The sequence below is a fragment of the Pseudomonas sp. COW5 genome (assembly GCF_026240005.1).
GTDB lineage: Bacteria > Pseudomonadota > Gammaproteobacteria > Pseudomonadales > Pseudomonadaceae > Aquipseudomonas > Aquipseudomonas kribbensis.
The window spans coordinates 173,612-186,987 of the sequence record NZ_JAPHVP010000001.1 but is presented as its reverse complement, the minus strand read 5'-3'; the positions used below and the strand labels follow the sequence as shown (position 1 = coordinate 186,987).

Annotated in this window: 13 protein-coding genes and 1 tRNA gene; 6 read left to right on the top strand and 8 right to left on the bottom strand. The window is 60.3% G+C overall.

Annotated elements, in window-relative coordinates:
• Positions 1–3: 3 nt before the first annotated feature.
• Together dkgB and OQ248_RS00885 are read right to left on the bottom strand one after the other, a co-directional pair.
• Entirely contained in the window at positions 4–807 is an 804-nt protein-coding gene (gene dkgB, locus OQ248_RS00890) for a 2,5-didehydrogluconate reductase DkgB (protein WP_265811790.1), read from the bottom strand.
• A gap of 116 nt (positions 808–923) precedes the next feature.
• A complete protein-coding gene (locus OQ248_RS00885) occupies positions 924–1,832 on the bottom strand; it encodes a LysR substrate-binding domain-containing protein (RefSeq protein WP_265811789.1) in 909 nt (302 codons plus the stop codon).
• A 104-nt stretch (positions 1,833–1,936) separates the two neighbouring features.
• Between OQ248_RS00885 and OQ248_RS00880 the strand changes: the two genes are divergently transcribed.
• The 3 genes from OQ248_RS00880 (at position 1,937) to OQ248_RS00870 (ending at position 5,182) form a co-directional block, all read left to right on the top strand.
• Positions 1,937–2,803: a pirin family protein gene (locus OQ248_RS00880; RefSeq protein ID WP_265811788.1), complete on the top strand. Its 867-nt coding sequence runs from the start codon at positions 1,937–1,939 to the stop codon at positions 2,801–2,803.
• Between the two features lie 159 nt (positions 2,804–2,962).
• Entirely contained in the window at positions 2,963–3,589 is a 627-nt protein-coding gene (gene ycaC, locus OQ248_RS00875) for an isochorismate family cysteine hydrolase YcaC (protein WP_248744208.1), read from the top strand.
• Between the two features lie 150 nt (positions 3,590–3,739).
• Positions 3,740–5,182, top strand: a complete 1,443-nt coding sequence (locus OQ248_RS00870; protein WP_085711979.1) for a mechanosensitive ion channel family protein — start codon at positions 3,740–3,742, stop codon at positions 5,180–5,182.
• A gap of 6 nt (positions 5,183–5,188) precedes the next feature.
• On the opposite strand, the gene OQ248_RS00865 is transcribed toward OQ248_RS00870, so the two are convergent.
• Positions 5,189–5,776, bottom strand: coding sequence for a GNAT family protein (locus OQ248_RS00865; RefSeq protein WP_265811787.1), 588 nt, complete (start codon positions 5,774–5,776; stop codon positions 5,189–5,191).
• A 182-nt stretch (positions 5,777–5,958) separates the two neighbouring features.
• On the opposite strand from OQ248_RS00865, the gene OQ248_RS00860 reads away from it, so the two are divergent.
• Positions 5,959–6,786: an arylamine N-acetyltransferase gene (locus tag OQ248_RS00860; protein WP_265811786.1), complete on the top strand. Its 828-nt coding sequence runs from the start codon at positions 5,959–5,961 to the stop codon at positions 6,784–6,786.
• A gap of 3 nt (positions 6,787–6,789) precedes the next feature.
• On the opposite strand, the gene OQ248_RS00855 is transcribed toward OQ248_RS00860, so the two are convergent.
• Together OQ248_RS00855 and OQ248_RS00850 are read right to left on the bottom strand one after the other, a co-directional pair.
• Positions 6,790–7,119, bottom strand: coding sequence for a BrnA antitoxin family protein (locus OQ248_RS00855; protein ID WP_265811785.1), 330 nt, complete (start codon positions 7,117–7,119; stop codon positions 6,790–6,792).
• A 3-nt stretch (positions 7,120–7,122) separates the two neighbouring features.
• Positions 7,123–7,407, bottom strand: a complete 285-nt coding sequence (locus OQ248_RS00850; protein WP_134826059.1) for a BrnT family toxin — start codon at positions 7,405–7,407, stop codon at positions 7,123–7,125.
• A 254-nt stretch (positions 7,408–7,661) separates the two neighbouring features.
• Here OQ248_RS00850 and OQ248_RS00845 point away from each other — a divergent pair, with 254 nt between their 5' ends.
• Positions 7,662–9,182 (top strand): nucleobase:cation symporter-2 family protein, encoded by a 1,521-nt coding sequence (locus OQ248_RS00845; protein WP_085711984.1) that lies wholly within the window; start codon positions 7,662–7,664, stop codon positions 9,180–9,182.
• 122 nt (positions 9,183–9,304) lie between these two features.
• Here OQ248_RS00845 and OQ248_RS00840 read toward each other — a convergent pair.
• The 3 genes from OQ248_RS00840 to OQ248_RS00830 all read right to left on the bottom strand — a co-directional run bounded on the left by OQ248_RS00840 (position 9,305) and on the right by OQ248_RS00830 (position 10,960).
• Positions 9,305–9,380 (bottom strand) — tRNA-Asn (locus OQ248_RS00840).
• A gap of 71 nt (positions 9,381–9,451) precedes the next feature.
• Positions 9,452–9,652, bottom strand: a complete 201-nt coding sequence (locus tag OQ248_RS00835; protein WP_265811784.1) for a hypothetical protein — start codon at positions 9,650–9,652, stop codon at positions 9,452–9,454.
• 111 nt (positions 9,653–9,763) lie between these two features.
• A complete protein-coding gene (locus tag OQ248_RS00830; RefSeq protein WP_085711985.1) occupies positions 9,764–10,960 on the bottom strand; it encodes an amino acid aminotransferase in 1,197 nt (398 codons plus the stop codon).
• A gap of 336 nt (positions 10,961–11,296) precedes the next feature.
• Here OQ248_RS00830 and uvrB point away from each other — a divergent pair, with 336 nt between their 5' ends.
• Positions 11,297–13,312 (top strand): excinuclease ABC subunit UvrB, encoded by a 2,016-nt coding sequence (gene uvrB / locus OQ248_RS00825; RefSeq protein ID WP_085711986.1) that lies wholly within the window; start codon positions 11,297–11,299, stop codon positions 13,310–13,312.
• The last annotated feature ends 64 nt before the right edge of the window (positions 13,313–13,376 follow it).

Genomic DNA, 13,376 nt, shown 5'->3' with positions numbered 1-13,376 from the left:
CGGTCAGTCCCACTGCGGCGCGATGCCTTGGGGGCTGGTCAGGCGCTGGCCGCGATCCAGTGTGTCGATCAGCGCCATATCGGCGTCGCTCAGCGTCAGCGCGGTGGCGCCGAGGTTACTTTGCAGGTTGGCGCGCTTGGTCGACGAAGGAATTACCGCGTAACCCGATTGCATCGCCCACGCCAGAGTGACCTGCGCCGGGGTGGCTTGCAGGCGCTCGGCGATGTCGACAATCAATGGATCCTTCAGTACTTCGCCATAGGCCAGGGTCATGTAGGAGGTGATCTGGATGCCCTGGCTCTGGGCAAACTCCACGACCTTGCGGTTTTGCAGGTACGGGTGCAGCTCGATCTGGTTGGTGGCGATATTGTCTGCACCCACCGCTGCGATGGCTTGTTTCATCAGGTCGATGGTGAAGTTGGACACACCGATCTGTCGGGTCAGGCCCAGGCGTTTGGCTTCCAGCAGGGCGCCCATGAACTCTTCCACCGGCACCTGATCTTCCGGCGACGGCCAGTGGATCAGCGTCAGGTCGAGGTAGTCGGTCTGCAGCTTTTGCAGGCTCTCCTTGAGGCTTTCGATCAGACGGTCACCGGCGAAGTTGGCGATCCAGATCTTGCTGGTGATGAACAATTCGTCGCGAGGGATGCCGCTGGCGGCGATGGCCTGGCCGACCTCGGCTTCGTTCTCGTAGATTTGCGCGGTGTCGATGACACGGTAGCCCAGCTCGAGGGCGGTGCTCACCGAATCGATGACCACCTGACCTTGCAGGCGAAACGTACCAAGACCGAAAGCGGGAACAGACATGCAGGACTCCAGGGTTGCAGTGGGAATGGGCGGAAGTATCCGCTGCTGTTTCCTTGAGAAAAACCGCTGTCGGGGCAAAGTACTGTTGACCGGAAGTCACGAATCAATCGCAGGTCTCAAGCGATGTCGCTGTGAGCAAATTCATCACCCAGAAAATCGATCAAGGTGCGCACTGACGGCAGTAGTCCCCGGCGCGAAGGAAAGATCGCGTGCACGATCCCGCATTTCGGTGCCCAGCCCGGAATCAACTCCACCACGCGTCCAGCCGCGATGTCTTCGCGCACGACCACACTCGGCAGATGCGCAACGCCGACTCCGGCAATCACCGCCTGACGCAGGGCGATCAGGTCATCGGTGACCAGCCTTGGCGTGTGCCGGATCTGCGCCGAAGCGCCGTTCGGCCCGAGCAGTTCCCATTGATACTCACGTTGCGCCGCGCCCCAGTGCAGGCTCGGCAAACCGTTGAGGTCGGCAGGCGAGGGCGGTGACGACAAGCGCTCGGCAAACATCGGGCTGCCGACCACCGATTGGGTGCTGTTGCCCAGCACCTTCATCACCATGTCGGTGTTTTCCAGTGGCGGAAAGCGCACGCGCAGCGCGATGTCGAAACCTTCGTGCAGCAGATCGACCCGGCGGTTCGTACTCTCGATGAAAACCTCGACCAGCGGATACTTGAGCATGTAGCGGGTGAGCATCGGCCCGACCCAGGAATTGAGCAGCGCCGTCGGGCAGCTCAGGCGTACAAGCCCCTGAGGCTCGGAGCGATTGCGCTCGATCAGTTCGGCGGCGCCCTCGGCCTCGACCCGCATCGCCAGGCAGCGCTGGTAGTAAGCCTGGCCGATTTCGGTCAGCGAGCAATGCCGGCTGGTGCGATGCAGCAGGCGTACACCAAGGCGTTCCTCAAGCTGCGAGATGCGTCGGCTGAGTTTTGATTTTGGAATGTCCAATGCCCGGCCAGCGGCGGCAAAGCCGTGATGCTCCACCACTTGAGTGAAGTAATAGAGGGTGTTGAGGTCTTCCATCATCGTTCTCCATATAGAACGCTAAGGCTGATTTTTGCAGTCTAGTCCATCAATGGTCCTGGATTTAAGCTTGATCCATCGCGTCATTCACCCAATTGGAGGCAACCATGAAAAACATCATCGGTATCTACACCAGCCCTCGCGGCCATTGGGTCGGCGATGGTTTCCCGGTTCGCACGCTGTTTTCCTACGACAGCCTGGGCAAGCACATCAGCCCATTCCTGCTGCTGGATCACGCCGGGCCAGCGCAATTCACCCCGACCACCGAGCGACGTGGCGTTGGTCAGCATCCGCACCGCGGGTTCGAAACCGTGACTATCGTTTACGAGGGCGAAGTGCAGCACCGCGACTCCACCGGTGCTGGCGGCACCATCGGCCCGGGCGATGTGCAGTGGATGACCGCTGCGTCCGGGATCCTGCATGAGGAGTTTCACTCGGACAACTTCGCCAGAACCGGCGGCAATCTGGAAATGGTGCAGCTGTGGGTCAACCTGCCCGCCAAGGACAAAATGGCGGCGCCCGGTTACCAGACCATTCTGGATGGTGACATTCCGAGCATCCCGCTCAAGGACGGCGCGGGCAGCCTGCGCCTGATCGCCGGTGAGTTCGACGGCCACAAAGGCCCGTCCCGCACCTTCACGCCGATCGACGTGTGGGATCTGCGCCTGAACGCCGGCAAGTTGCTGACGCTGGATCTGCACGAGGGCCGCAACACCGCGTTGGTGCTGTTGCGCGGTTCGGTGCAGGTCAACGGTCTGGAGTCGGTGCGCCAGGGCCAGTTGGCGCTGTTCGAGCGTGACGGTCGGCAACTGACACTTGAGGCCAGCGAAGATGCGGTGGTGTTGCTGCTCAGCGGCGAGCCGATCGACGAACCCATCGTCGGCCACGGTCCGTTCGTGATGAACACCGAGCAGGAAATCCACCAGGCATTCGCCGACTTCCAGTCCGGCCGCTTCGGCCGCATGCACGGCTGACACGCCGCGCTTCCACCCCCCGCTCTACACAGGATGCGTAGGCCGGTTCGAAGGCCAGGGATGGCTGCTGCCCGAAAGAAAGAGAAAACGCTGGATTCCCGGCGCTGACCCGAGACCTCGACATTCCGTCGAGATCGACAACACGCGAGGATTACTGCAATGAGCACTCAATACAAACGTCTGGACAAGAACAACGCCGCCGTTCTGCTGGTCGACCATCAGGCCGGGCTGCTGTCGCTGGTGCGCGACATCGAGCCTGACCGGTTCAAGAACAACGTGCTGGCACTGGCCGACCTGGCCAGGTACTTCAAGCTGCCGACGATCCTGACCACCAGTTTCGAAACCGGCCCCAACGGCCCGCTGGTGCCCGAGCTCAAGGCATTGTTCCCCGAGGCGCCGTACATTGCCCGTCCCGGCCAGATCAATGCCTGGGACAACGAGGACTTCGTCAAGGCGATCAAGGCCACCGGCAAGAAACAGCTGATCATTGCCGGTGTGGTGACTGAGGTGTGTGTGGCATTCCCGGCGCTGTCGGCCCTTGAAGAAGGGTTTGATGTATTCGTGGTGACCGACGCCTCCGGCACGTTCAATGAACTGACCCGTGAATCGGCATGGAACCGCATGTCCAGCGCCGGCGCGCAATTGATGACCTGGTTCGGTCTGGCCTGCGAGTTGCACCGTGACTGGCGCAACGATATAGAGGGGCTGGGTACGCTGTTTTCCAACCACATTCCGGACTACCGCAACCTGATGACCAGCTACAGCACGCTGACCAGCGGCAAGTAATCAGCCCCATGAAAACCTGTGGGAACACGTTGTTTCCCACGGGTTTTTTCGGCGCCTGCCAAATGGCACTCATCCCGCCAAATCAATTGCTCCTACACTAAGCCCAATCTGTGCGATCTTCTCGCGATTGACCTTTGTCGGAGTCGTTTGATGCTGTCTCTGCTGACCGAACATCCGTTGTTCTGCGCGTTGATCCTGATCCTGCTCGACCTGGGACTGTGGCGCCTGATCAGTTCCCACGGCAGCGAATGGAAGCTGCTGGTGCGGGTACTGATTTTCAGCCTGTTCAGCGTGCTGCTGTTCAACGAAGGTCTCAATCCGATGGAGCCGGCGCCGTGGGCTGACAACGTGCCGCTGCATCTGGCGGCGACCGGGTTGCAGATCGGCTGGTGGCTGTTTGGCGCGCGCACGCTGACGGTGTTGATCGGCGCGGTGATGATGCAGCGGGTCGGCCACACCGGGCGGCTGTTGCAGGATCTGCTCGGCGCAGTGATTTTCCTGATTGCCATCATTGCGGCGCTGGCCTATGTGCTGGATCTTCCGGTCAAGGGCGTGCTGGCCACGTCCGGAGCGCTGGCGATCATCGTCGGTCTGGCGTTGCAGAGTACCCTGAGCGACGTGTTTTCCGGGATCGTCCTGAACACCACCAAGCCCTATCAACTCGATGACTGGATTTCCATCGACGGCACGGAAGGGCGGGTCACCGACATCGACTGGCGCGCCACGCGCCTGCAAACCTCACAGGGCAGCATGGCGGTGATTCCCAACTCGCTGGCGGCCAAGGCGAAGATCATCAACTTCAGCCGCCCGAGCAACATGTTCGGTGTTGCCGTGAGTGTGCAGGTCAGCCCCCATGCGCGGCCGAACTCGGTGATCGACGCCCTGGAGCGGGCGATGCAAGGCTGTCGCCCATTGCTGGACAACCCGGCGCCAAGCGTCGCGTTGAAGAGTTCGAGCAGTGCCGGTGCGGAATATGAAATCAGTGGTTTCGTGGCGTCGATGAGCGAGAAGCGTGCGGTGCGCAATCAGTTGTTCGATCTGGCTTACCGGCATCTGCAAGCGTCCGGAGTCAATCTGCTGTCGAGCGATGAGCCCGCCGCCCCGGCCCATCTCTCACGGCCTCGGGCGTTGCTCGACAGCTCGCCGATCTTCTCCACCCTGCGTCAGGAAGAGAAAGAGACCTTCAGCCAGAACATGGCTCTGCAAACCTTCCGTGCCGGCGAGATCATTCTGGCGGGCGGGGAAGTCAGCGACCATCTGTTCATCATCGAGTCCGGTGTGGTTTCGGTGACGTTGAACCGTCACGGTGTACCGTTCGAATCAGGGCGCATGGGGCCGGGTGAAGTGATCGGCGAGGCCGGGATCCTTTCCGATACCTCGTTGCCGGCCGATTTTTCCGCCAAGACGTTCTGCGCCCTATACCGCATCGAGAAGTCGTATCTCAAGCCTTGCCTGGATGCCCGTCATGACATCAACGATGCAATGAAGGCGCTGCTGGATTTCCGCCTGCTCAAGGCGCAGGCGCTGACTCAGGAAACGCCGGTAGCCGTGCCGAAAAGAGGCTTCCTGCAGTGGCTGCGCCATCGCGCCTGAGCCGGATCAGCGGCGTTCGTATCCGGCGAGTTTCTGTTCGAGGTTCTGGCGCACCTGCGGCCATTCGTCATCAATGATGCTGAAGCGCACCGAGTTGCGCTTGCGGCCATCGGGCATGATCCGTTCGTGTCGCACGATGCCTTCCTGCTGTGCGCCCAGGCGCAGGATCGCATGGCGTGACTTCTGATTGTTTTCGTCGGTGGTGAACTGCACGCGCACGCAATCGAGCACTTCGAAGGCGTGGCGCAGCATCAGGTACTTGGCTTCGGTGTTGACGAAGGTTTTCTGGAAGCGCGCCGAGATCCAGCTGCTGCCGATCTCCAGTTTGCGATTGAGCGGATCTATCTTCCAGAAACGGGTCGAGCCGATCACCTCGCCGGTTTCCTTCAACACAATTGCAAACGGCATGACCGTGCCGGCCTCACGACCGTCGAGGGCCTTTTTCAGATAGCTGTCGACAGTGCTCGCCGACGGCACCACGGTGACGGTGAGATTCCACAGCTCACCGTCTGCGGCAGCGTGGACCAGGGCGTCGGCATCGGAATATTGCAGCGGGCGCAGGACGATGCCCTGGCCTTGCAGTGTTATGTGCATGGGCGTGGCTCTTGGTAGTTCGGGCGAGAGCTTATTACGCCGCATCGGGCAGCGTCGTTGCAACCGCCGGTTCAGGCGCCAAGGCCGATTGGTGAAATCAATTGTCGATTCAATGCCCGGATCCCGTATACATGGCGACCATCAGCGGAACGATCCGCGCCTCCATGCATAAGGACCGAGCAATGAGCGAGCCACGCCTGACGAATCTGAAACAGTATCTGCAACGATTGGGATTCGACACGCCCCCGGCACCGACCCTTGAGACCCTGCGTCTGTTGCAGTTGCGTCATACCGGCGCCTTTCCCTTCGAGAATCTGTCGACGCTCAGCGGCGAACCTGTACTGATCGATCTGCCGTCAATACAGCGCAAGGTTCTGGAGGATGCCCGTGGCGGTTACTGCTACGAACTCAACAATCTGTTTCTGGCCTTGTTGCTGGAGCTGGGGTTCGATGCACGGGGCATCAGCGGCCGAGTGGTCATGAATCAGCCCGAAGGCAGCTGGACGGCGCGCACTCATCGCTTGAGCCTGGTGACCCTCGACGGCGTGCGCTACATCACCGATGTCGGCTTCGGCGGCATGGTGCCGACCGCGCCGCTGGTGCTCGATACCGAAGCCGAGCAATCCACGCCGCACGAGCCGTATCGCATCGAAGTGCAGGCCGATGGCTACATGCTGCGGGCCAGGGTCGCCGGCGAATGGCGGCCGATGTACCTGTTCGACCTGCAACGCCAGGAAGACATCGATTACACCCTCGGCAACTGGTACGTCTCGACCCATCCGGACTCACCGTTCGCCCAGCGCCTGATGGTCGCGCGTACGGGCGACGGCTGGCGGCGAACGTTGAACAACGGCAGTTTCGCGATCCACCGCATCGGTGCCGAGAGCGAACGGCACGAAGTGACAGATGTCGACGAACTGATCGAATTGCTGGAGCGGGAGTTCGGCCTGCGCTTGCCGCACCAGCCTGGTGCGCGTCTGGCACTGGCGCGCTTGATTCAGCCGAACTGAAACCTAAGGTTTTGCATCCGGCTCCAGCACCCGCCGGATTTCGTTTACGGCCGCCGACAGTTTTTTCTCAAGGCTCTTGAGGTCGGTGGCGGTGATGCCTTTCTTGAATTGCCCGATGGAATGCTCGAGTTCATCGGCTGCGCCCCGGTTTTCGAGCAATGCATGCCGCAGGGTGTTGTTGATTACGGTCTGGTAGCCATAGCCCTCGCTTTCTGCAACTCCGCGCGCGGCTTCGATGACTGCGTCGTCGAGCATGATGGTGATGCGGGTCTTGCCCTTGTTGGAGGCGATGGCGCCGCGTTTACCTTGGCTGAAATCGTACTCATCCTTCATTGATCAAGTCTCCGGAAAGTATTGGCGTCGCTCGCTGGGGGTTGCGGTGCGCGCGGAAATGATTCGAACAATATTCGGCTCCCGATAGCTGTACACAACGACCAGCAAACGTCCCTTGGCGTCGGTGCCGAGTGTGATCCAGCGTTGCTCGTCATGGTCGTTGTCCTCAATGGTCAGCGCTCGCTCATCGTGGAAGACCGGTTCGGCCTCGGCGAGGCTGATCCCTCTGTGCTTGAGTTTATTGGCAGCATTCTTGCTTTTGTCGAACTGAATCTTGAATGACTTCATTATGCATACTTTATATGTATAAAAAAGAGTGCGGCCGCACCGTCGGTCGCCATGAACACTTCAGCCTAGGTGGATAAAACGCGGGGCCAGTCAACGATGTGTTGCCGGATTTGTGGGGGATGGAAGCGGCGGGGTAGAAGGTTGGGTGGCTACCTATCCATAATGTGACTGATAAGTTGTATACAACTCTATGGACATTTGTCACGACTATTGAATACAGTGTGCGCATAACAAAAAACAGGGAACCCCCCACCATGAAAACGCCCCATGTTTCACACCAACGGCCCGAGGACGAAAACCTCGGGGTCGGCGCGAATATGGCTTACGGCCTGCAACATGTTCTGACCATGTATGGCGGTATCGTCGCGGTGCCGCTGATCATCGGTCAGGCTGCCGGGTTGTCACCGGCGGACATCGGTCTGTTGATTGCTGCTTCATTGTTTGCGGGGGGGCTGGCCACGTTGCTGCAAACCCTGGGTCTGCCGTTTTTCGGATGTCAGCTGCCGCTGGTGCAGGGCGTGTCGTTCTCCGGTGTTGCCACGATGGTGGCAATTGTCAGCAGTGGCGGGGAGGGCGGCTTTCAGTCGGTGCTCGGGGCGGTGATTGCCGCGTCGTTGATCGGTTTGCTGATCACGCCGGTGTTCTCGCGGATCACCAAGTTCTTCCCGCCGCTGGTCACCGGCATCGTGATCACCACCATCGGCCTGACGCTGATGCCGGTGGCCGCACGCTGGGCCATGGGGGGCAACAGCCACGCCCCGGACTTCGGCAGCATGCAGAACATCGGTCTGGCGGCGGTCACGCTGGTGCTGGTGCTGTTGCTGAGCAAGGTCGGCAGCTCGACCATCTCGCGTCTGTCGATCCTGTTGGCGATGGTGATCGGCACGGTGCTGGCGGTGTTCCTCGGCATGGCGGACTTCTCCAGCGTCACCCAAGGGCCGATGTTCGGCTTCCCGACGCCGTTCCATTTCGGCATGCCTACCTTCCACTTCGCTGCGATTCTGTCGATGTGCATCGTGGTCATGGTGACTCTGGTGGAAACCTCGGCGGACATTCTGGCGGTCGGTGAAATCATCGGCACCAAGGTCGATTCCAAGCGTCTGGGCAACGGCCTGCGGGCGGACATGCTGTCGAGCATGTTTGCACCGATCTTCGGTTCGTTCACCCAGAGCGCCTTCGCCCAGAACGTTGGCCTGGTGGCGGTGACCGGAATCAAGAGCCGTTATGTGGTGGCGACCGGCGGTATCTTCCTGGTGATCCTCGGCCTGCTGCCGTTCATGGGTCGGGTGATCGCAGCCGTGCCGACCTCGGTACTGGGCGGCGCCGGTATCGTGCTGTTCGGCACCGTGGCGGCGAGCGGCATTCGTACGCTGTCCAAGGTCGATTACCGCAACAACGTCAACCTGATCATCGTTGCGACCTCGATCGGTTTTGGCATGATCCCGATTGCCGCGCCGAACTTCTACGATCACTTCCCGAGCTGGTTCGCGACCATTTTCCATTCGGGCATCAGTTCGTCGGCGATCATGGCGATCCTGCTGAACCTGGCGTTCAACCACTTCACGGCGGGTAACTCGGATCAACAGTCGGTGTTCGCGGCGGCAGAAGAGCGGACCCTGCGTTATCGGGATCTGGCGGCGCTGCGTGAAGGTGATTACTTCAGCGACGGCAAGCTGCATGACTGCGACGGCAATGAAGTGCCGGTGATCGATCCGGATTCGGATCACGGTCATGGTGCGCCAAAGGTACATGCCAAGAGCAGCGAGCATGTCTGACCGCTGTAGCTGAATGAAAAAGGGCCGATCAGTCGGAAAACTGATCGGCCCTTTTTATGGCGCGCACTTTTTCAACGCCCACAAAAAAGCCCCTGAATCTTTCGATTCAGGGGCTCTGTATTTGGCTCCACAACCTGGACTCGAACCAGGGACCCAGTGATTAACAGTCACTTGCTCTACCAACTGAGCTATTGCGGAATTGGTGCGTATGTTACTGATTTAAAAAGACTAGTCAAGCTTTGCCGGAAAACTTTTTCAGCAACGGGAATTTAGCCGCCGAATGTAAAGGTGCCCATCAGCAGTTTTGCGTACACCGCTGTGGCCGCCAGTTGCACCAGCCAAAGGGCCAAGCCGCCGAGAAACACGCCGGCCGCCACTTGCAGTACCAGGCTCTTTTCGCGTTTGCCCGAGGTGCGGGGCGGATAGTAGTCCAGCTCATCGCGGTCGGCGCGCAGGTCATCGTTTTTCATGTCGGTTCTCTGAAATATCGTCTGTGTGCAGTCTAGAGGGTGTTGCGGCTTTTCTTCAGACAAATAAAAACGGGAAGCCCGAAAGCTTCCCGTTTTCAGTGTTGCGCCGGATCAGATGACCTGAACGATGGCGTCCGTCACGACTTCGATGTTGCTCTGGTTCAGCGCGGCGACGCAGATGCGGCCGGTGTCCAGGGCATAGATGCCGAACTCGTTGCGCAGGCGGTGAACCTGCTCGGTGGTCAGGCCGGAGTAGGAGAACATGCCGCGCTGACGGCCGACGAAGCTGAAGTCACGCTGCGGGGCTTTCTTCGCCAGCAGAGCAACCATCTGCTCGCGCATGCCGCGAATGCGCAGGCGCATTTCAGCCAGTTCGGCTTCCCACTGGGCGCGCAGTTCCGGGCTGTTCAGCACAGCGGCGACAACGCTTGCACCGTGAGTCGGCGGGTTGGAGTAGTTGGTGCGGATCACGCGCTTGACCTGCGACAGAACGCGGGCGCTTTCTTCTTTCGATTCGCTGACGATCGACAGCGCACCAACGCGCTCGCCGTACAGCGAGAACGACTTGGAGAACGAGCTCGAGACGAAGAAGGTCAGGCCGGACTCGGCGAACAGACGCACGGCGGCGGCGTCTTCGGCGATGCCGTCACCGAAACCCTGGTAAGCCATGTCGAGGAACGGCACGTGACCTTTGGCCTTGACCGCTTCCAGCACGTTGTTCCAGTCCGCCGGGCTCAGGTCGACGCCGGTCGGGTTGTGGCAGCAAGCGTGCAGCACGATGATCGAGCCGTTCGGCAGGGCGTTGAGGTCTTCGAGCAGGCCGGCACGGTTCACGTCGTGGGTGGCGGCGTCGTAGTAACGGTAGTTCTGCACCGGGAAACCGGCGGTTTCGAACAGCGCGCGGTGGTTTTCCCAGCTCGGGTCGCTGATCGCCACAACGGCGTTCGGCAGCAGTTGCTTGAGGAAGTCGGCACCGATTTTCAGTGCGCCGGTCCCGCCGACGGCCTGAGTGGTGACCACGCGGCCAGCGGCCAGCAGTGGCGAATCATTGCCGAACAGCAGCTTTTGCACGGCCTGGTCGTAGGCAGCGATGCCGTCGATCGGCAGGTAGCCACGGGAGGCGTGCTGAGCAGCGCGAATGGTTTCGGCTTCGATAACGGCGCGCAGGAGTGGAATTCGCCCCTCTTCGTTGCAGTACACACCCACCCCGAGGTTGACCTTATTGGTCCGGGTATCGGCGTTGAATGCTTCGTTGAGGCCCAGGATTGGATCGCGGGGTGCCATTTCGACAGCGGAGAACAGGCTCATTTTTACGGCAGCTCTAATGGAGAGTGGAGGGACGTGTGGCGCTCCAGCCGAATGCACTAGAGCGGTGCACAAACGGGGAGCTAGTATAGAGGCCATCATCGATCAATGGCGACAGGCGATTCGGGTTTTCAGGTAAGTTTTTCCGATTATTTCTCGACCGTTAGTCGAATGGACTTGTCGGAGACTTTACCGGATGTAGGACGTTTGCCTTGAAAGGCGAGGCAATCGGCTCCACATTCAGCACAATCTTCGTTTTTCCTTGCGCGACATCGGTCGTTTGCGGTCTTTCTCGTGGTGCTGCGGTTTGTCGCCGGCGTCGCGATTCCAGAGGTGTTTATGTCTGAATTCCAGCTCGTCACCCGATTCGACCCTGCCGGCGACCAGCCTGAAGCCATTCGCCAGATGGTCGAGGGCATTGAAGCCGGGCTGGCGCACCAGACCCTGCTCGGTGTGACCGGTTCGGGCAAGACTTTCAGCATCGCCAACGTGATTGCCCAGGTGCAGCGTCCGACCCTGGTGCTGGCGCCAAACAAGACCCTGGCCGCGCAGTTGTACGGTGAGTTCAAGTCGTTCTTCCCGAACAACGCCGTCGAATACTTCGTTTCCTACTACGACTACTACCAGCCCGAAGCCTATGTGCCGTCGTCCGACACCTTCATCGAGAAGGATGCGTCGATCAACGACCACATCGAGCAGATGCGCCTGTCCGCGACGAAGGCATTGCTGGAGCGCAAGGACGCGATCATCGTCACCACGGTGTCGTGCATCTACGGTCTGGGCAGCCCGGAAACCTATTTGAAAATGGTGTTGCACGTCGATCGCGGCGACAAGCTCGATCAGCGTGCGCTGGTGCGGCGTCTGGCCGACCTGCAATACACCCGCAACGACATGGATTTCGCCCGGGCCACGTTCCGTGTGCGCGGTGATGTGATCGACATCTATCCGGCGGAATCCGACCTCGAAGCGATCCGCATCGAGTTGTTCGATGACGAAGTGGAGAGCATTTCCGCGTTCGACCCGCTGACCGGCGAGGTCATCCGCAAGCTGCCGCGCTTCACCTTCTACCCGAAGAGCCACTACGTGACGCCCCGGGAAACCCTGCTCGACGCCATCGAGGGGATCAAGGTCGAGTTGCAGGAGCGCCTGGAATACCTGCGCAACAACAACAAACTGGTCGAAGCCCAGCGTCTGGAGCAGCGTACCCGGTTCGACCTGGAGATGATCCTCGAACTCGGCTACTGCAACGGCATCGAAAACTACTCGCGCTACCTGTCCGGACGCCCGGCCGGTGCGGCGCCGCCAACCCTCTACGACTACCTGCCGGCCGACGCCTTGCTGGTGATCGACGAATCCCACGTCAGCGTGCCGCAGGTCGGCGCGATGTATAAGGGCGACCGTTCGCGTAAAGAAACGCTGGTGGAATACGGCTTCCGCCTGCCATCGGCGCTGGACAACCGGCCAATGCGCTTCGACGAGTGGGAAGGGGTGAGCCCGCAGACGATTTTCGTCTCGGCCACGCCAGGCAACTACGAGGCCGAACATGCCGGTCGGGTGATCGAGCAAGTCGTACGCCCGACCGGACTGGTCGACCCGCAAGTGGAAGTGCGCCCGGCGCTGACTCAGGTCGACGATCTGCTCTCGGAAATCACCAAGCGCGTGGCGCTGGAGGAGCGGGTGCTGGTCACCACGCTGACCAAGCGCATGGCCGAGGACCTGACCGATTACCTGGCCGATCACGGCGTCCGTGTGCGTTATCTGCACTCGGACATCGACACAGTCGAGCGGGTCGAAATCATCCGCGACCTGCGCCTCGGCACCTTCGATGTTTTGGTAGGGATCAACCTGCTGCGTGAAGGTCTGGACATGCCGGAAGTCTCACTGGTGGCGATTCTCGATGCGGACAAGGAAGGCTTTCTGCGTTCCGAGCGTTCGTTGATCCAGACCATCGGCCGTGCGGCACGTAACCTCAATGGCCGGGCGATTCTCTATGCGGATCGCATCACAGGTTCGATGGAGCGCGCCATCGGCGAGACCGAGCGCCGTCGCGACAAACAGATCGCTTTCAACCTGGCCAACGGCATTACGCCGAAGGGCGTGTTCAAGGACGTCGCGGATATCATGGAAGGCGCCACCGTGCCCGGCTCGCGCAGCAAGAAGCGCAAAGGCATGGCCAAGGCTGCCGAGGAAAACGCCAAGTACGAAGCCGAATTGCGCTCGCCAAGCGAGATCACCAAACGCATCCGCCAACTGGAAGAGAAGATGTACCAGCTGGCCCGCGACCTGGAGTTCGAAGCGGCGGCGCAGATGCGCGACGAGATTGCGAAAATGCGCGAGCGCCTATTGGCAGTCTGAAGATTTGCATTGTTTAGTCGGGCCTCTTCGCGAGCAAGCTCGCTCCCACATTAGAGTTGTGTTG